Source organism: Micromonospora sp. ALFpr18c (genome assembly GCF_008868155.1).
In the GTDB taxonomy this organism is placed as follows: Bacteria; Actinomycetota; Actinomycetes; order Mycobacteriales; family Micromonosporaceae; genus Micromonospora.
In genome coordinates this window covers 9,517-26,095 of record NZ_WBKR01000008.1, presented here as the reverse complement: position 1 = coordinate 26,095, position 16,579 = coordinate 9,517, and the positions used below count along the sequence as shown (strand labels likewise).

Genomic DNA, 16,579 nt, shown 5'->3' with positions numbered 1-16,579 from the left:
GTTCATCGTCCTTCCGCGCCGGCCGCCGCCGGCTGGTCGCGTTCCATCAACAGCTCGTGCAGGTCGGCGCTGACCTGGGCCACGTCGGCCAGGTGGGCGTTGCGGCCCAGGGTGCGGGGGCTCAGCACGACCACCCAGGCGGCGAGCAGCACCGCTTCGTCGATCGAGTGGGTGACGAAGGTGATGGTCGACTTGGTGTCGGTGTGCACCCGCTGGAGTTCGCCGGAGAGTTGCTCGCGGGTGGGCGTGTCCAGCGCGGAGAACGGCTCGTCCATCAGCATCACGCGGGGTTTGCGGCCGAGTACGGCGACGAACTCACCCTCGGCGACGTCGAGGTCGATGCCGCGCAGGGCCTCGACCCGGCCGGACCGGCCCTCGAAGGTGCGCGACACCCCGGACAGTCGGATCATCTCCGGCGGACCTCCGCTGAGTGGACGGTCAAGAATCCGACAAAGGCTAGCCGGGTCGTTGGTGTATCGCACCGTCCGAGGTGGTCGTCAGGTTGTTTCCGTTCCGTAACCAGACGCGTCTGGCGTCGCAACTGTGGGTTTCTCGTACGCTGTGCCCGCGAAGAGTCCCCTCACGATGGCGGTGCCGGCTTCCACCCCTCCCGTCGGTTCCCGCCGCGACAACCCCTCCGGTGGTCTGCGGCCCCGGTCGGAAAGGACCTGGTGCACTGATGAGAAGGCTGACCCGTACGGTCGCTACGGCCGCGCTCGCCCTCGCCCTCGCCCTCGTCTCCGCCTGCGGCAGCGGGTCGGACTCGTCCGACGACGCCAAGGGCGGCGACGGCGGGGCGCTGGAGAAGGTGACCTACCTCACCTCCTTCGGCAACTTCGGCCGTGACTCCTACGCCTGGGTGGCGAAGGAGAAGGGCTTCTTCGAGGAGGCCGGCTTCGACGTCGAGATCAAGGCCGGTCAGGGCACCGGTGGCGTCATCCAGACGGTCGTCGGCGGCCAGGCCGACTTCGGGCCGATCGACCTCACCGGCGGTCTGCTCCAGCTCGGGAACGGCCAGGCGAAGGACTTCGTCGCGGTGGCCGCGATCCAGCAGCGCACGATGGCCGGCATCGCCACCCTCGAGGGCAAGAACATCGCCTCGCCGAAGGATCTCGAGGGCAAGAAGCTCGCCGACACCCCCGGCTCCGTGGTCCGCAACCTGTTCCCGACGTACGCCCGGCTCGCCGGCGTGGACGCCAGCAAGGTGACCTGGGTCAACGGTGAGGCGCAGGCTCTGATCGGCACGCTGGCCGCCGGCTCGGTGGATGGCATCGGCCAGTTCGTCGTCGGTCAGCCGACGATCGAGGCGGTGGCGAAGAAGAAGGCCGTCATGCTGCCGTACAGCAACGTGATGCAGGACCTCTACGGCAACGTGCTGATCACCTCCTCCCAGATCGCCAAGGAGAAGCCCGAGATGGTGAAGCGGTTCACTGCGGCGCTGCTCAGGGGCCTGGAGTACAGCCTGGCGAACCCGAACGAGGCCGCTGACCTCCTGAAAAAGAACGTCGACGCCACCGTCGTGGCGTCGGCCGCCGCCGAGCTGGAGCTGATGGCCTCGTACGTCCGCTCCGACAACTCTGCCGGCGCCGCCATCGGCACCCTGGACAGTGGCCGGGTCGCCAAGAGCATCGCGGTCCTGCGGGGTGCCGGCGCGCTCAAGCAGAACATCACCCCCGAGCAGATTATCGACTTCAGCCTCGCGCCGAAGGCCTGACCGTCCGGTCGTCACCAGGGGGTACGTCCCGCCGGCTCCGGTGGGACGTACCCCCGTCGCTCGTCGGCCCCCGCGGCCGTGGGATTTCGAGGAGATCAAGATGACCGACGTCCGCTCAGCAGAGCCGGCCGTGCCGGTGCCCCCGCCGGCGGGCACCGGCCGCGACGCGGGTCGGGGCGCCGGCCTGCGCGCCGGGACCGGGGCGGCGCTGCTGCCCGCGGCCGGTATCCTCGTCGCCCTGGCGGCGTGGTGGCTCATCGCCCGGCTGGAGCTGGTCCACCCGGCCGCCCTGCCGCCGCCGGATGACGTGCTCGCCGCGTTCGTCGACAAGCCCGCCCGGATGCTGGAACACACCTGGGACACGCTGCTCGAGATCCTTTTCGGGTTCGCCCTGTCGGCGGCGGCCGGTGTCCTGATCGGACTTTCCCTGGCCAGCTCCCGCACGGTGGAGCGGATGTTCACCCCGCTGCTGGTCGCGGTGAACGCGGTGCCGAAGATCACGCTGGGCCCGCTGCTGGTGGTGGCGCTGGGCTGGGGTCAGAAGCCGATCCTGACCATGGTGTTCCTGCTCTGCTTCTTTCCGATCGTGCTCTCCACCGCGACCGGGCTGACCACCACGCCGGCCGACCTGGCGGAGCTGGTCCGGTCCTGGAACGCCTCCCGCTGGCAGGCGTTCCGCAAGGTGCGCTTCCCGGCCGCGCTGCCGCAGATCTTCGTCGGCCTCAAGGTGGCCATGCCGTTGGCCGCGATCGGTGCGGTGATCGGCGAGTTCCAGGCCGGGGAGAGTGGCCTCGGTTACGTCATCCTCCAGTACGCCGGCGTCGGCGACACCGCCACCGCCTGGGCGGCGATCATGCTGGTGGCGCTGGTGAGCATCCTGCTCTACTCGGCGCTCCTGCTCATCGAGCGGATCGCCCTGCCCTGGGTCCGCGAGACCACCAGCAGCCGCTGATCGCTCGATCCCCGACAACGCGAAGGGCCGGCCTCCCGCTCGGGAGACCGGCCCTTTCGCCGTTCGTGGGCGACGCGCTGCGGCTCAGCCCGCGAGTCGCCAGCGGCCGTTGCGGGCGACCAGCGTGGTGAGTGCCTGCGGCATGAGGCCGGAGTGGTTGTCCGGCGTCATCCGGATCGGGCCGGAGAGGCCGTCCATCTGGGACGTCTCCAGCACGTCGCGGATGCCGTTGCGGTCCACCGTGCCGGCCTCGCCGCCGGCGCGCAGCTCGGCGTCGGCGATCAGTTGCACCGCGTCGGCGGCGAACGACGACGATCCGTTGTAGCCGCCGTAGCGCGCCGTGTAGTCCTGGAACCACTGCCGCCGGGCCGCCTTCGCCGGCGTGGTGGCGATCACGTCGTCGATCACCATCGTCTGGGTGAAGATCAGCGTGGCCCGTTCGGTGGCGCGGGCCGCCGCGCCGAGGAAGAGGTCACCGGCCGCGCCCGCGTCGAAGAACAGCGAACCGCGAAAGGCGGCCTGCTGGGCGCTGGTGGCGGCCAGCGCCGCCTGCTCCGGAGGCGTCCAGATGACCAGCGCGTCGGGCCTGTCCGAAGTGAGCTGGCCGACCTGCTGGCCGACCTCGGTGTCGGTGGTCTTCACCGCCTGCTCGCCGACGGGCTTGATGTTGGCCTTGGTCAGCTCGCGGCGCAGGGCGGCCACGCCCTCCCGGCCGTAGTCGTCGTCGCTGTAGAGCAGGCCCACCTTGCGGACCGACTTGCGACGCAGTTCGGTGGTGAGTGCGGCCGCACTGTCGGCGGCGTTCGGGCCCAGCTTGAACACGTAGCGCCGATCGGCGACCGGAGCGGCGATCGCCCCGGAAGCGGCGAGCGCAATGGTGGGAATCCGCTTCTCGTTGATGGTTCCGACCGCGCCGACCGCGCATTCGTTACAGCCGCCCATGATGATGGCGCTGACTTGGGAATCGCTGCTGAAGTCGGCGATGTTGCGCAGTGACTCGGCGGCGTCGGAACGGTTGTCCTTCACCTTCAGCTTGATCTTCCGGTCGTTCAGTGCTCCCGAGGAGTTCAACTGCTCGACCTTGAGCTCCAGGGCCCTCTGGTATGCCCGGCCCACCGGCGCGGCCGCGCCGGAGAGTTCGAGGTCCGCAGCGATCACGATCGGACTCGTGTCCTTGTCGGCCCCGCCGAACTGGCAGCCGGTGAGCGTGGTGGCAACTACGGCCGATGCGAGCGCCGCGATGGTCGCGGAGCGGATGGGGCTCAACTCAGTCCTCCAGGTGCGGGCGCGGGCGCTGCCCGGTCACCGCCGCTAGTCCGTCCTCAGTGGAGGACGGGATCTCCTCTGCCGTACGGTGTGCGCGAAGCCTGCAAAACCTTGCCAATGGCCGGCGCTGTGGTCAAGCGCGGACCCCGGTTGCATTTTCGGGACGGCCATCCCACATGCTGGGGTAACGCAACGTTTGCAAAAGCTCACTTTGCACACACGTGTGACCACTCTGGAGTTACAACCCCTGTTCAGGGGCTTGCGGAAATGAAGGTATCAGTTGACCGGATCACGGGTTCCGCGCCGTCGGACCGTTTCCTACCTCGCTGCGGCTTCCCAAACAGGATCTTCTCTGATGAAATCGCGGCCGTGCCGCGCGTGGTCCCCTCCGCCTACGGCACGGTTCGGCGGGCCAGGCGGGGAAGAAACGACGGAGGCGATGTCGTGAGCACCGGACCGACGACCCTGCCCGCAGTTGGCGACTCCACGCGGCGTTCGCGCCGCGGGTTGCCGCGGCTGCGTGACGCCCGGATCCGGTCCAAGTTGGCGCTGATCCTGGTCGTCCCCGTGGCGGCGGTGATCGCACTGGCCACGGTCCGGCTGATCTCGGTAGGCGAGGGCGCCTTCGACGCCACCCAGGCACGATCGCTCACCGCGCTCTCCATCGACGTCAGCGCGCTGACCCAGGATCTCCAGTCCGAGCGGATGGCCGCGGCGGCCTACCTGGCCGCCCCGCAGCAGCCGGCCGACGCGTTCAACCTGCGGGTCCGTCAGACGCAGCAGCGGGTCGAGGAGTACCGGGCCGAGCGGGGCCGGATCGGCGAGGTGCCGGCGGCTCTGCGGGACCGGCTGGCGGCCATCGACAGTCACCTGGCCACCCTGGACGGCACCCGGCAGGAGGTGCTCGACCGTCGTCAGATGGCGGTCGCCGAGGCGGTGCTGAGGTACGGCGTCATTCTCACCGACCTGGTCGGCTACGGTGACGGGCTCGCCCAGCTGCCCGGCGACGAGAGTCTGTCGGACAGCCGCCGGGCCGTCGCCGCGTTCGCCCGCGCCAAGGCGTCGGTGGCCGAGGAACAAGCGGTGGCCTTCACCGCGCTCACCGCCGGCCAGCTCGACGAGGAGCAGTTCTCCTCCTTCGTAGCCACCCTGACCAGCCAGCAGGAGGCCCTGGTCGCCTTCTCGCTCGCCGCCGACCCGGTGCAGCGCGCCCTGGTCGACAGAACCGTCTCCGGTGACGCGGTCGGCCTGTCCGACCGGGTGGCCACCGACCTCACCCGCTCGGTCGGGCAGCGTTCACTGGTCAACGCGCAGGACGCCACCGCCGCCATCGGCGCGGTCACCGACCTGATGCGCTGGGCCGAGGTCCAACTGCAGAACCGACTTCTCGAGCAGTCCGACCAGGCCCGCTCGGACGTCATCCGGCAGGCCGTGGTCGAGTCGGTGCTGGTGCTGCTCACCCTGATCATCGCGGTGACGCTGGCCGTGGTGCTGGCCCGCTCGCTGAACCACTCGCTGCGCCGACTGCGCGAGGGTGCCCTGTCGGTGGCCAACCACGACCTGCCCGACGCGGTGCAGCGGCTGCAGAACATGGGCAGCGTCGGCGACGGCGGGGTGGAGGAGATCGTCCGGCAGGTCCGAGATCCGATCCAGCTCACCAACCGCGACGAGGTCGGTCAGGTGGCTCTGGCCTTCAACGTCGTGCACCGGGAGGCGGTCCGGGTCGCGGCCGAGCAGGCCGCGCTGCGGACCAGCGTCTCGGCGATGTTCCTCAACCTGGCCCGCCGCAGTCAGACCCTGGTCGACCGGATGATCGGCGAGCTGGACGCGATCGAGCGTGGCGAGGAGGACCCGAAGCGGCTGGCCCAGCTCTTCGAGCTGGACCACCTGGCCACCCGGATGCGCCGCAACGACGAGAACCTGCTGGTCCTGGCCGGTGCCGACTCCGCCGTGCCGCGTCGCGACGACGCGCTGGTGGTGGACGTGCTGCGTGCCGCGCAGTCCGAGGTGGAGCTGTACAACCGGATCGAGTTCGGCACCGTGGACACCGACATCTCGGTGGCCGCGCACGCGGTCAACGACGTGGTACGGCTCGTCGCCGAGCTGCTCGACAACGCGACCCGGTTCTCGCCGCCGACCACCACGGTGGTCGCCGACGGTCGCCGGATCCGCGACTACGTGCTGATCCAGATCGAGGACCGCGGGCTCGGCCTCACCGATGACCAGCTCGACTCGCTCAACCGGCGCCTGGCCGCGCCGCCGAGCGTGGACGTCGCCGCGTTCCGGCTGATGGGTCTGGCCGTGGTGAGCCGGCTCGCCTCCCGCTACGGGATCCGGGTGGAGTTGCGGCGCAACGTCGAGGGCGGCACCGTCGCTCAGGTGACCCTGCCCGCCGCCACCGTGATCCTGCCCAGCAACCGGGGCCGCGAGCAGGTGCTGACCCGGCCGCGCCAGCCGATGGCCGTCGAGCAGACGCCGCTGACCCCGATCGGTCACGCCGAGTCGTACTCCGGTGCCACGGCCGCGGCGGCGACGCTGCCCGACCAGTGGCGGACCAGCACGCCCGCGCCGGCGCAGTGGCAGTCCCCGTTGGACTCCCGCGACACCACCCCGTCCGTGCAGGCCGGCGGCTTCACCGGCGCGCACCAGACGGTGCCGCCCGCGCCGGCCCCGGCCGCCCCGGTTCCGCCGGCCCGGCCCGCCTACAGCAACGGCGGCGGTCCCTCGGTGGGCAGCCCGACCGTGGCGTACCCGACCATCGACCCGCTGCCCCGGCGTGGCTCGGGGGCGGACACCCCCGACGGACGTACCGCGCCGGTGTTGCCGGTCGGGCCGGTCGCCGGGCTCGGTGCGGTCGCGCCGCCGGCCGCGCCAACCGTGCCCTCGGTGCCGGCCGCCCCGGTCAGCACCCGTCCGGACTTCCCGGCCGAGGCGCCGATCTTCCGGGAGATGGAGGCGGTCTGGTTCCGGTCGCACGGCGACGACGCGACCGCGATCTTCACCCGGCCGCAGTTCGACGGGCCGCCGCCCTCCACCGGGACGGCCGACACCGCTCTGCGGTCGAACGGAGGCGGTCAGCAGGCCGCCGCGTTCGCGCCGGCCGCCGCGCCAGCCCGTCCGCCACTGCCGACCCGCACTCCGGGCAGCTCCGGTGAGGCCGCCGGAGTGCAGACCGCGGGAAGCATGGACGGTTTCGGCAACGGGAACGGCGGCGGCAGCCGGGGCGCCTCGACGCCCACACCACCGCCGTCGTACACGCCGCCGCCGGTGCCCCGCACGGCGCCGGCCGCACCGGCCGCGCCCGTCCAGCCCGCCGCGCCGAGCGCACCCACCGTGGATTCGAGCGCCTGGCGGACGGCGGCGGACGAAGGCTGGTCGCGGGCCAGCCGGGCCGCCGAGCCGGCTCCCGCCGGTACGACCCGGTCGGGCCTGCCCAAGCGGGTGCCGCAGGCGCAACTCGTGCCCGGCGGCATCGAACCGAAGGGTGGCCGGGACCGCAGCCGGCGGACCCCCGATGAAGTACGCGGCCTGTTGTCGGCCTACCACCGCGGTGTGCAGCGTGGCCGGACGGCCGGGACGGACCAGAACAGCACCTCGACCAAGGAGAGCCGATGAACAGGCCAGCTGCCATGCAGGACATGGGTTGGCTGCTCACCAACTTCGCCGACAGCGTGGCGGGTATCGCCCACGTGGTGGCGGTGTCCGCCGACGGGCTGCTGCTCGCGTCCTCCCGGGACCTGCCGGGGGACCGGGCGGACCAGCTCGCCGCGATCACCTCTGGCGTGGTGAGCCTGACCGAGGGCGCGGCCCGGATGTTCAGCGCGGGCGGGGTGTTGCAGACCGTCATCGAGATGGACAGCGGCTACCTCTTCCTCATGTCGATCAGCGACGGCTCGTCGATGGCCGTGCTGGCCGCGCGGAGCTGCGACGTGGGCCAGGTGGGCTACGAGATGGCGTTGCTGGTCGAGCGGGTCGGTGCCGCGCTGGTGCCGCTGCCGCGAGACGCGGTGCGTTCGTAGCACCGAGACCCGGCGCGCGGACCGCGCGCCGGACCAGGGATGGGGGGCGGTGTACGCCGACTCCGTACCGGACGAGGAGGTGATCGGGGATGGACCAACGGCGCGTTGACCCGCGCGGTGCTCTGGTGCGTCCGTACGCGGTCACCCGTGGTCGTACGGAGCCGCGGCAGGACATCGCTCTCGAGGCGGTCCTCACGGCCTCACCCACCCAGGTCGCCGAGTCCCGCTTCGCCGGGCACGACAAGCACCGAATCGCCACGGTCTGTGAGGGCCGTGCACAGTCGCTGGCGGAGATCGCCGCGTACACCCGGATGCCGCTGGGCGTCGCCCGGGTGTTGGTCGCCGACATGGTGGCCGAGAGCCTGCTGACGTTACACACTGCTGCTCCCGCCGAGGGGTTCGAGGAGCGGATGGAACTGCTTGGAAGGGTGCTAAGTGGACTTCGCAGGCTATGACCCCGCTGGGGGGCGGCCGGGCCGGGGAATCGTCTCCGCGAAGATTGTCGTCGCGGGCGGCTTCGGCGTCGGTAAGACGACGCTGGTCGGCGCGATCTCCGAGATCACGCCGCTGAGGACCGAGGCGGTGATGACCGCGGCCGGTGTCGGCATCGACGACCCGTCCAAGGTGCCGGGCAAGGAGACCACCACGGTCGCCATGGACTTCGGCCGGATCACGATGGCCCAGGACCTGATCCTGTACCTGTTCGGTACGCCGGGTCAGACCCGGTTCTGGTTCATGTGGGACGAGATCATCCGGGGTGCGGTGGGCGCCGCCGTGCTGGTGGACACCCGCCGGATCACCGACGCGTTCGCCCCGCTGGACTACTTCGAGAACCGCAATCTGCCGTACGTGGTGGCGCTGAACCGGTTCGACGGTGCTCCCGAGTACGAGGCGGAGGAGGTCCGCGAAGCGCTGGCCATCTCGCCGCAGGTGCCGCTGGTGATGACCGACGCCCGGCACCGGGATTCGGTCAAGCAGGTGCTGGTGACGGTGGTCGAGCACGCCATGCTCCGGCTCCAGGCCGAGCACGGCCGGGGTTTCCCCACGCCCGTCGGCTGATCCCGTCGCGGTCGGCCGGTCCGCACCGGCCGACCGCGACGCGTCAGTCCACCCGGAGCCGGTAGCCGCGCTTGACCACGGTCTGCACCACGCGCGGGGCGCGCAGGCCGGCCCGGAGGCGGGCGACGGCCATCTCCACCGCGTGCTCGTCCGCGCCGCGGGGCAGCGTGCGCAGCAGGGCGGTCCGCGACAGAACCCGGCCGGGGGACTGGGCCAGCGCCCGCAGCACCGCCATCGGCGCGGGAGCGAGCGGTCGCAGTTCGCCGTCGATCACCGCGGCGTGACCGCGCAGGGTGAGCAGATGCCCGGCGGCCTTGAACGTCATGGTCCGGCGGGGCAACTCGTCGACGATGGTCCGTACGAGCGCCCCCAGCCGGGCCCGACCCGGGGCGCTGACCGGTATCCCGTGCCGCAGCAGCGGTTCGGCGGTGACCGCGCCCACGCAACTGGCGAGCACGTCGGTGCGGAACGCGGACAGCACCGCCTCGCTGCGGTCCCAGGCGGCGCGCAGCAGGGCCTCGGCCGCCGGCGCCGAGGTGAACGTCACCGCGTCGACCAGCCGGCCGGCGATCAGGTCGATGAGTCGGTGCAACGGTGCCGGGTCGGTCGGCGGTGCCCACCGGTAGACCGGTACCTCGATGACCGTCGCGCCGGCCGCCTCCAGTGCGAGCGTGCACTCCGGTTGCCGTTCGCCGTGCAGCTGCATGGCGATGACCTGCCCGGCCACGCCGCGCCGACGCAGGTGGTCGACCACCTCGTCGCAGCTCTCCGAGGCGGGCGACCACTGGTCGTGCAGTCCCGCCGCTCGGATCGCGCCGCGTGCCTTGGGTCCTCGGGCCACCACGTACGACCCGGCCAGCACCGAACGCAGCGGCTCGGCGAGCCCCCAGCCCTCGGCCGCTTCCAGCCACCCGCGCATGCCGATGCCGGTGTTGGCCATCAGGATGTCCGGCGGTTGGTCCAGGCAGGCGCGGGTCGCCTCGCGCAGTTCGGTGTCGTCGGACAGCGGCACGATCCGCAGTGCCGGGGCGAGCACCACCCGGGCACCCCGCCGCTCCAGCAGCGCGGCCAGCTCGTCGCGCCGCCGGTCGGCAGTCACCCCGATGGTGAAGCCGGCCAGTTCTTCCCGCATCAACCCTCCCGTCGCAGCCGCACTTCGACCAGCCCGTCGCGGCAACGCGCGTCGTGTCGGGCCACGGCGACGCCGGGCAGGTCGAGGCACCGCCCGGTGTGCAGGTCGTACACCTGCTTGTGCAGCGGCGAGGCGACGGTCGGCACCCCGCCGCGGCTGCCCACGATGCCCCGGGACAACACGTAGGCGCCGGAGACGGGATCGCGGTTGTCGATCGCGAACAGCCCGTCCGCGGTGCGGAAGAGAGCGACCTGCACGCCGTCGACCAGGGCGGCGACCCCCCGATCGGGTTCGAGCCGGTCGAGGGGGCAGATCGTGGTCCAGTCCAGTGTGGTGGTGGAGTTCATCGCCGTACCTCCGGTAGGCCCAGTGCGACCGGCTGCCGGTCCCGCACCGGCACCGGCTGGCCGCGTTCCAGCGCGAAGGTGATCGACGGGTCGGGCACGTCGGGTGCGTTGACGAACGAGGTGTAGCGGCGCAGCCGGTCCGGGTCGTCGAGCACGTCGCGCCACTCGTCGGAGTACGACGACACGTGCCGGGCCATCGCCGCGTCGAGGTCGGCGCAGAGGCCCAGCGAGTCGTCCACGATCACGGCGCGCAGGTGGTCCAGGCCGCCGTCCATCGCCTCGATCCAGCCGGCGGTGCGTTGCAGCCGGTCGGCGGTACGGATGTAATACATCAAAAATCTATCGATTAGTCGAATCAGCACTTCTGTCGACAAATCAGTGGCGAACAGGTCGGCGTGCCGGGGCCGGAAGCCGCCGTTGCCACCGACGTACAGGTTCCAGCCGGTCTCCGTGGCGATGATGCCGAAGTCCTTGCTGCGGGCCTCGGCGCACTCCCGGGCACACCCCGACACCGCCGACTTGATTTTGTGGGGAGCGCGCAGCCCCCGGTAGCGCAGTTCCAGCGCCACCGCCAACCCCACCGAGTCCTGTACGCCGTAGCGGCACCAGGTCTCGCCGACGCAGGACTTCACCGTGCGCAGCGCCTTGCCGTACGCGTGACCGGACTCGAACCCGGCGTCCACCAGTCGTCGCCAGATCAGCGGCAACTGCTCCACCCGTGCCCCGAACAGGTCGATCCGCTGCCCACCGGTGATCTTCGTGTAGAGCTGGAAGTCCCGGGCGACCTCACCGATCACGATCAGCTTCTCCGGGGTGATCTCGCCACCCGGGATCCGGGGCACCACCGAGTAGCTGCCGTCGCGTTGCAGGTTGGCCAGGAAGTGGTCGTTGGTGTCCTGCAACGACGCCTGCTCCCCGTCGAGCACGTGCCCGCTGCCCAGCGAGGCGAGGATCGACGCCACCACCGGCTTGCAGATGTCGCAGCCACGGCCCCGACCGTGCTCGGCCACCAGTCGGGAGAAGGTGCGGATGCCGCGCACCTGGACGATCTCGAACAGCTCCCGCCGGCTCACGTCGAAGTGCTCGCACAGGGCCGTGGACTGCGCCACCCCCGCCGCGTCCAGCAGCTGCTTGAGCATCGGCACGCAGGAGCCGCAGCTGGTGCCGGCCCTGGTGCACGCCTTCAACGCCGGCACGTCCGCGCAGCCGTCGGCGATGGCGGCGTCCACGTCGCCACGGGTGACCGCGTTGCAGGAGCAGACCTGCGCGGTGGCGGGCAACGCGCCCGCGTCCGCGCCGCCGCCGTCGGGGGCGAGCAGTGCCAGCGGCGCGGCCGGCAGCGGGCCGCCCACACTGGCCCGCAACGTCGGGTACGCGCTGGCGTCGCCGACCAGCACCCCGCCGAGCAGCGTGTGCGCGTCGTCGGAGAGGACCAGCTTCGCGTACGCCCGGGTCGCCGGATCGGTGAACGTGACGTCCAGGCAGCCCGGCGTGGTGCCGTGCGCGTCGCCGAACGAGGCCACGTCGACGCCGAGCAGCTTCAGCTTGGTGGCGGTGTCCGCTCCCGGGAACGTCGCCGCGCCGCCGACCAACCGGTCGGCCACCACCTCGGCCGTCGCGTAGCCCGGCGCGACCAGGCCGTGGCAGGTGCCGTCGACCGCCGCGCACTCGCCGACCGCCCAGATCCGTTCGTCGGCGGTGCGGCACGTCCCGTCGACCAGCACCCCACCGCGCGGCCCCGTCGGCAGACCGGCGGTACGGGCCAGCTCGTCGCGCGGTCGGATGCCGGCGGCCACCACCACCAGCTCGGCGTCGACCGCGCTGCCGTCGGAGAGTTCCAGGGCGGCGACCGCACCGTCCGGGCCGGGACGGATCGCGGTGGTGGCAACCCCGAGGTGGGTACGCACACCCAGCTCCTCGACGTAGCGCCGCAGCATCGCGCCGCCGGCCTGGTCCACCTGCACCGGCATCAACCGGGGCGCGAACTCGACCACGTCGGTGCTCAGGCCCAGCAGCCGCAGGGCGTTCGCCGCCTCCAGCCCGAGCAGCCCGCCGCCGATCACCGCGCCGACCCGGCGGCCGTCCGCGTACGCCCGGATCGCCGCCAGGTCGTCCAGGGTCCGGTAGACGAAGACCCCGGGCAGCTCCGCGCCGGGCACCGGTGGCACGAACGCGTACGAACCGGTGGCCAGTACCAGCGCGTCGTAGTGGTACTCGCCGACGGCGGTGGTCACCACCCGCCGGTCCCGGTCGATGGCGGTGGCCGGCTCGCCGAGACGCACCCGCACCCCGTCGTGCGGGGTGTGCAGGTTCAGGTCGCTCTCGCTCACCCCGTCGAAGAACGCCGACAGCCGCACCCGGTCGTACGCCGCACGGGACTCCTCGCCGAGCACGGTCACCCGCCAGCGTCCCTGCGGATCCCGGGCGCGCAGCGCGTCGACGAAACGCTGCCCGACCATCCCGTTGCCGATGACCACCAGGTCGCCGCTCATCGCGTCACCTCCACCGATTCCGCCTCGGACAACCAGTCGACGATGCCGCCCACCGCGTCCCGGCAGCCGCCGCATCCGGTGCCGGCCCGGGTCACCGCGACCACCGCGTCGGCCGTCCGGGCACCGGAGCGCCAACAGCGCACCAGCGCGCCCTTGGTCACCGTGTTGCACTGACAGACGATGGCCGCGTCCGGCATCAGCGCCGGTGACGCGGCCGGTGCCGCGCCGGTCGCGCCGAGCGCTCGGCCCAGCAGCAGCGCCCGCCGGTCGGCGGGCACCGGATGGCCACGATCGAACAGTTGGATCACCGTGCCGACCGTCGGGTTGTCGCCGAGCAGGATCGCGCCGATCAGACGCTCGTCGCGGATCCGCAGCCGGGCGTACGTGCCCCGGGTCGGGTCGGCGAAGGTCAGCTCCTCGCCCGGCTCGCCGCCCACCGCGTCACCCATGGCGGCCAGGTCGATCCCGGCCGCCTTCAGTCGGGTCACCACCGGCCGGGGCCGGTAGCGGGCCAGCGGGTCGGTGCCGCTCAGCACGTCGGCGAGCACCCGGGCCTGGGCCCAGGCGGGTGCCACCAGGCCGGTGAGCGCGCCGTCGTGCTCGGCGCAGTCGCCGATCGCCGAGATGCTCCGGTCGTCGGTGCGCAGCCGGTCGTCCACCACCACACCACGTCGCACGGTCAGGCCGGCGGCCCGCGCGAGGGCGGTGTCCGGGCGTACGCCGCAGGAGAGCACCAGCAGATCGGCGCGCAGCGACCGACCGTCGGCCAGGTCGAGGCGTACACCCGTGTCGTCCGCGACCACGCCGGTCGCCGGCACGGCGAGTTGGATGGTGACGCCGAGGCCGGTGAGGGTGCCGGCGAGCACCGCGCTGGCCGCCGGGTCGAGCTGCCGTTCCATCAGGTGCCCGGTGTGGTGCACCACGGTGGTGGCCAGCCCTCGGGTGGCGAGCCCTCGGGCGGCCTCCAGGCCGAGCAGCCCGCCGCCGAGCACGAGCGCGCTGCGCGCGCCGTGGGCCGCCGCGATGATCCGCCGGCAGTCGTCCAGGGTCCGGAACGACACCACCCGCGGCGGGAGGTCGGCCGGGTCGAGGCCGGGTAGCGGCGGCACCACCGCCCGGGCGCCGGTGGCCAGCACCAGGTGGTCGTATCCGATCCGTTCGCCGTCGGCGGTGCGGACCTCCCGGGCGGAGCGGTCCACCGTCGTCACCGGTACGCCGGTGCGCCTGTCGATGCCGTGCCCGGCGGCCTCGGTCAGCTCCACGTCCGGCTCGCCGATCCGGCCCGCCAGCAGGGTGGAGAGCATGATCCGGTTGTACGCGCGGTGCGGCTCGGCCCCGAGGACGGTGACCTTCCGGTCGCCTTCGCGGGCGTGCAGTTCACCGGCGAGGCGGGCGCCCGCCATCCCGTTGCCGACGATCACCACCCGGGTCGTCATGCCTTCTCCACCCGTACCGCGCAGATCTTGAATTCGGGCATCCCGGAGATCGGGTCCACCGCGTCGTTGGTCACCGAGTTGGCCCGGCCGGCCCCGGCCCAGTGGAACGGCGCGAAGACGGTGTCCGGTCGGATGCCCGCGCTGAGGCGGGCCGGAGCGCGCAGTTCACCCCGGCGGGACGTGACCAGCACCGGGTCGCCGTCGTCGATGCCCAGCCGGACGGCCAGGTCGGGGTGCAGCTCGACGAACGCCTCGGGTGCGGCGCGGCGCAGCGCGGCAACGCGGCGGGTCTGGGTGCCGGACTGGTACTGGGCCAGCACCCGGCCGGTGGTGAAGTGCAGCGGGTACGTGTCGCAGACCTCCTCGGCGGCCGGCCGGTGGTCGACGGGGTGGAACCGGGCCCGGCCGTCCGGGGTGGCGAAGCGGTCGGCGAAGAGTCGGGGTGTGTCCGGCCCGTCCTCGCTGGGGCAGGGCCAGTGGACGCCGTCGGCGGCGTCGATCCGCGCCCAGGTGATGCCGGCGTAGTCGGCGGTGCCGCCGGCGGACGCGCGGCGCAGCTCGGCGAAGACGGCGGCGGGGTCGGTCGGGAACCGGGCCGCCGCGTTGGTGGCCGCCGCCTGTTCGGGGGCCAGCCTCGCCGCGAGGTCGGCGATGATGGCCAGGTCGGTCCGGACGCCGGGCGGCGGCGGGCGCAGCGCACGCCGGCGCAGCACCCGACCCTCCAGATTGGTCATCGTGCCGTCCTCCTCGGCCCACTGCGCGGTGGGCAGCACCACGTCGGCCAGCGCCGCCGTCTCGGACAGCAGCAGGTCGGCGACGACCAGCAGATCGAGGTCGCGCAGCCGGCGCTCGATGCGGGCCGCCCGGGGCGCGGAGACCACCGGGTTCGAGCCGAACACCAGCAACGCGCGCGGGCCGTCGGGCGTGCCGAGCGAATCGAGCAGCTGGTACGCCGGCACACCCGGGCCCGGCAGCTCGTCGGCGGGCACGCCCCAGACCCCGGCCACGTGCTCCCGGGCCACCGGATCGTCGATCTTCCGGTAGCCGGGGAGCTGGTCGGCCTTCTGCCCGTGCTCCCGCCCGCCCTGGCCGTTGCCCTGGCCGGTGAGGCAGCCGTACCCCGAGCCGTCGCGGCCGGGCAGGCCGAGGGCGAGAGCCAGATTGACGTACGCGGTGACCGTGTCGACGCCCTTGGCGTGCTGCTCGGCGCCGCGCGCGGTCAGGATGATCACCCGTCCGCCGGTGCCCAACGCGCGGGCGGTCGCCTCCAGGTCGGCGACCGGCACCCCGGAGAGCTGCTCCGCGCGGGCCGGCCACCAGGCGGCGACGCTGCGGCGGACCGCCTCGAAACCGGTGGTCCGCTCGGCCACGTACGCCTGGTCGACCCAGCCCTCGGTGAGCGCGATGTGCAGCAGCGCGTTGGCCACCGCGAGGTCGGTGCCGGGCAGCGGTTGCAGGTGCAGGTCGGCCTGGCGGGCGGTGGCGGTGAGGCGGGGGTCGACGACGATCAGCCGGCCGCCGGCGCGGCGTTGCTCGGTGAGCCAGCGCACCAGCGGCGGCATGGTCTCCGCCGGATTGGCGCCGACCAGCAGCAGCGTGTCGGCCCGGCCCAGGTCGGCGAGCGGGAACGGCAGCCCCCGGTCGACGCCGAAGGCGCGCATCCCGGCGGCGGCCGCCGAGGACATGCAGAACCGTCCGTTGTAGTCGATGTGCCGGGTGCGCAGCCCGATCCGGGCGAACTTCCCCAGGGCGTACGCCTTCTCGTTGGTCAGGCCACCGCCGCCGAAGACGGCGACCGCGTCCCGGCCGGCGTCGTCCTGCACGGTGCGGATGCCCGCGACGATCCGGTCCAGTGCGGCGTCCCAGCTCGCCGGGCGCAGCTCGCCGGTGGCCGGGTCGCGCAGCAGGGGAGTGGTCAGCCGGTCCGGGTGGTCGAGCAGGTCGGCGGCGGTCCAGCCCTTCTGGCACAGCCCACCGCGGTTGGTGGGGAACTGGCGGGGGTGCACGGTCACCCCGTCACCGTCCGCGCGCAGGGTCATGCCGCACTGAAGGGCGCAGTACGGGCAGTGCGTCGCCACCTCCCGGGGCGCCAGCCCCGGCCGAGTGGCCGACCATGCACCGTCTGTCATGTCGGCAAAGCGTGCCGCCGGGCGGTTTCCGGT

General features: G+C 72.6%; 13 protein-coding genes. 6 read left to right on the top strand and 7 right to left on the bottom strand.

All coding sequences use genetic code 11. From position 1 onward, the window contains the following. Window positions 1–2 precede the first annotated feature (2 nt). A complete protein-coding gene (locus tag F8271_RS03320; RefSeq protein WP_151488106.1) occupies window positions 3–410 on the bottom strand; it encodes a hypothetical protein in 408 nt (135 codons plus the stop codon). A gap of 269 nt (window positions 411–679) precedes the next feature. On the opposite strand from F8271_RS03320, the gene F8271_RS03315 reads away from it, so the two are divergent. Together F8271_RS03315 and F8271_RS03310 are read left to right on the top strand one after the other, a co-directional pair. Then, on the top strand, window positions 680–1,714 hold the full coding sequence (locus tag F8271_RS03315; RefSeq protein ID WP_151488105.1) for an ABC transporter substrate-binding protein: 1,035 nt from the start codon (window positions 680–682) through the stop codon (window positions 1,712–1,714). A 100-nt stretch (window positions 1,715–1,814) separates the two neighbouring features. Next, complete coding sequence (locus F8271_RS03310; RefSeq protein WP_151488104.1) at window positions 1,815–2,666, top strand: ABC transporter permease; 852 nt, start codon at window positions 1,815–1,817, stop codon at window positions 2,664–2,666. 84 nt (window positions 2,667–2,750) lie between these two features. Here the strand turns inward: F8271_RS03310 and F8271_RS03305 are convergent, their stop codons facing one another. After that, window positions 2,751–3,908, bottom strand: coding sequence for an ABC transporter substrate-binding protein (locus F8271_RS03305; protein WP_225854140.1), 1,158 nt, complete (start codon window positions 3,906–3,908; stop codon window positions 2,751–2,753). 468 nt (window positions 3,909–4,376) lie between these two features. On the opposite strand from F8271_RS03305, the gene F8271_RS03300 reads away from it, so the two are divergent. The 4 genes from F8271_RS03300 to F8271_RS03285 all read left to right on the top strand — a co-directional run bounded on the left by F8271_RS03300 (window position 4,377) and on the right by F8271_RS03285 (window position 9,010). Beyond that, window positions 4,377–7,547: a nitrate- and nitrite sensing domain-containing protein gene (locus F8271_RS03300; RefSeq protein ID WP_151488102.1), complete on the top strand. Its 3,171-nt coding sequence runs from the start codon at window positions 4,377–4,379 to the stop codon at window positions 7,545–7,547. Beyond that, window positions 7,544–7,951, top strand: coding sequence for a roadblock/LC7 domain-containing protein (locus F8271_RS03295; protein WP_007465177.1), 408 nt, complete (start codon window positions 7,544–7,546; stop codon window positions 7,949–7,951). Before F8271_RS03300 ends, F8271_RS03295 begins: the two co-directional genes overlap by 4 nt. A gap of 89 nt (window positions 7,952–8,040) precedes the next feature. Next, window positions 8,041–8,406 (top strand): DUF742 domain-containing protein, encoded by a 366-nt coding sequence (locus F8271_RS03290; protein ID WP_151488101.1) that lies wholly within the window; start codon window positions 8,041–8,043, stop codon window positions 8,404–8,406. Then, window positions 8,387–9,010, top strand: a complete 624-nt coding sequence (locus F8271_RS03285; RefSeq protein WP_151488100.1) for an ATP/GTP-binding protein — start codon at window positions 8,387–8,389, stop codon at window positions 9,008–9,010. The genes F8271_RS03290 and F8271_RS03285 overlap by 20 nt, the downstream gene beginning before the upstream one ends. A 43-nt stretch (window positions 9,011–9,053) precedes the next feature. On the opposite strand, the gene F8271_RS03280 is transcribed toward F8271_RS03285, so the two are convergent. The 5 genes from F8271_RS03280 to F8271_RS03260 are packed head-to-tail and all read right to left on the bottom strand — an operon-like array spanning window position 9,054 to window position 16,546. Further along, window positions 9,054–10,142 (bottom strand): uroporphyrinogen-III synthase, encoded by a 1,089-nt coding sequence (locus F8271_RS03280; RefSeq protein ID WP_151488099.1) that lies wholly within the window; start codon window positions 10,140–10,142, stop codon window positions 9,054–9,056. Beyond that, on the bottom strand, window positions 10,142–10,489 hold the full coding sequence (gene nirD / locus F8271_RS03275) for a nitrite reductase small subunit NirD (protein ID WP_151488098.1): 348 nt from the start codon (window positions 10,487–10,489) through the stop codon (window positions 10,142–10,144). Before nirD ends, F8271_RS03280 begins: the two co-directional genes overlap by 1 nt. Continuing rightward, window positions 10,486–12,981, bottom strand: coding sequence for a nitrite reductase large subunit NirB (nirB, locus tag F8271_RS03270; RefSeq protein ID WP_151488097.1), 2,496 nt, complete (start codon window positions 12,979–12,981; stop codon window positions 10,486–10,488). Before nirB ends, nirD begins: the two co-directional genes overlap by 4 nt. Next, complete coding sequence (locus F8271_RS03265; RefSeq protein WP_151488096.1) at window positions 12,978–14,417, bottom strand: FAD-dependent oxidoreductase; 1,440 nt, start codon at window positions 14,415–14,417, stop codon at window positions 12,978–12,980. Before F8271_RS03265 ends, nirB begins: the two co-directional genes overlap by 4 nt. After that, complete coding sequence (locus tag F8271_RS03260; RefSeq protein WP_151488095.1) at window positions 14,414–16,546, bottom strand: molybdopterin oxidoreductase family protein; 2,133 nt, start codon at window positions 16,544–16,546, stop codon at window positions 14,414–14,416. Before F8271_RS03260 ends, F8271_RS03265 begins: the two co-directional genes overlap by 4 nt. Window positions 16,547–16,579: the final 33 nt, after the last annotated feature.

Coding starts and splice junctions, on each gene's coding strand:
- F8271_RS03320 (WP_151488106.1), bottom strand. CDS start 410: ATGATCCGACTGTCCGGGGTGTCGCGCACCTTCGAGGGCCGGTCCGGC.
- F8271_RS03315 (WP_151488105.1), top strand. CDS start 680: ATGAGAAGGCTGACCCGTACGGTCGCTACGGCCGCGCTCGCCCTCGCC.
- F8271_RS03310 (WP_151488104.1), top strand. CDS start 1,815: ATGACCGACGTCCGCTCAGCAGAGCCGGCCGTGCCGGTGCCCCCGCCG.
- F8271_RS03295 (WP_007465177.1), top strand. CDS start 7,544: ATGAACAGGCCAGCTGCCATGCAGGACATGGGTTGGCTGCTCACCAAC.
- F8271_RS03290 (WP_151488101.1), top strand. CDS start 8,041: ATGGACCAACGGCGCGTTGACCCGCGCGGTGCTCTGGTGCGTCCGTAC.
- F8271_RS03280 (WP_151488099.1), bottom strand. CDS start 10,142: ATGCGGGAAGAACTGGCCGGCTTCACCATCGGGGTGACTGCCGACCGG.
- nirD (WP_151488098.1), bottom strand. CDS start 10,489: ATGAACTCCACCACCACACTGGACTGGACCACGATCTGCCCCCTCGAC.
- nirB (WP_151488097.1), bottom strand. CDS start 12,981: ATGAGCGGCGACCTGGTGGTCATCGGCAACGGGATGGTCGGGCAGCGT.
- F8271_RS03265 (WP_151488096.1), bottom strand. CDS start 14,417: ATGACGACCCGGGTGGTGATCGTCGGCAACGGGATGGCGGGCGCCCGC.
- F8271_RS03260 (WP_151488095.1), bottom strand. CDS start 16,546: ATGACAGACGGTGCATGGTCGGCCACTCGGCCGGGGCTGGCGCCCCGG.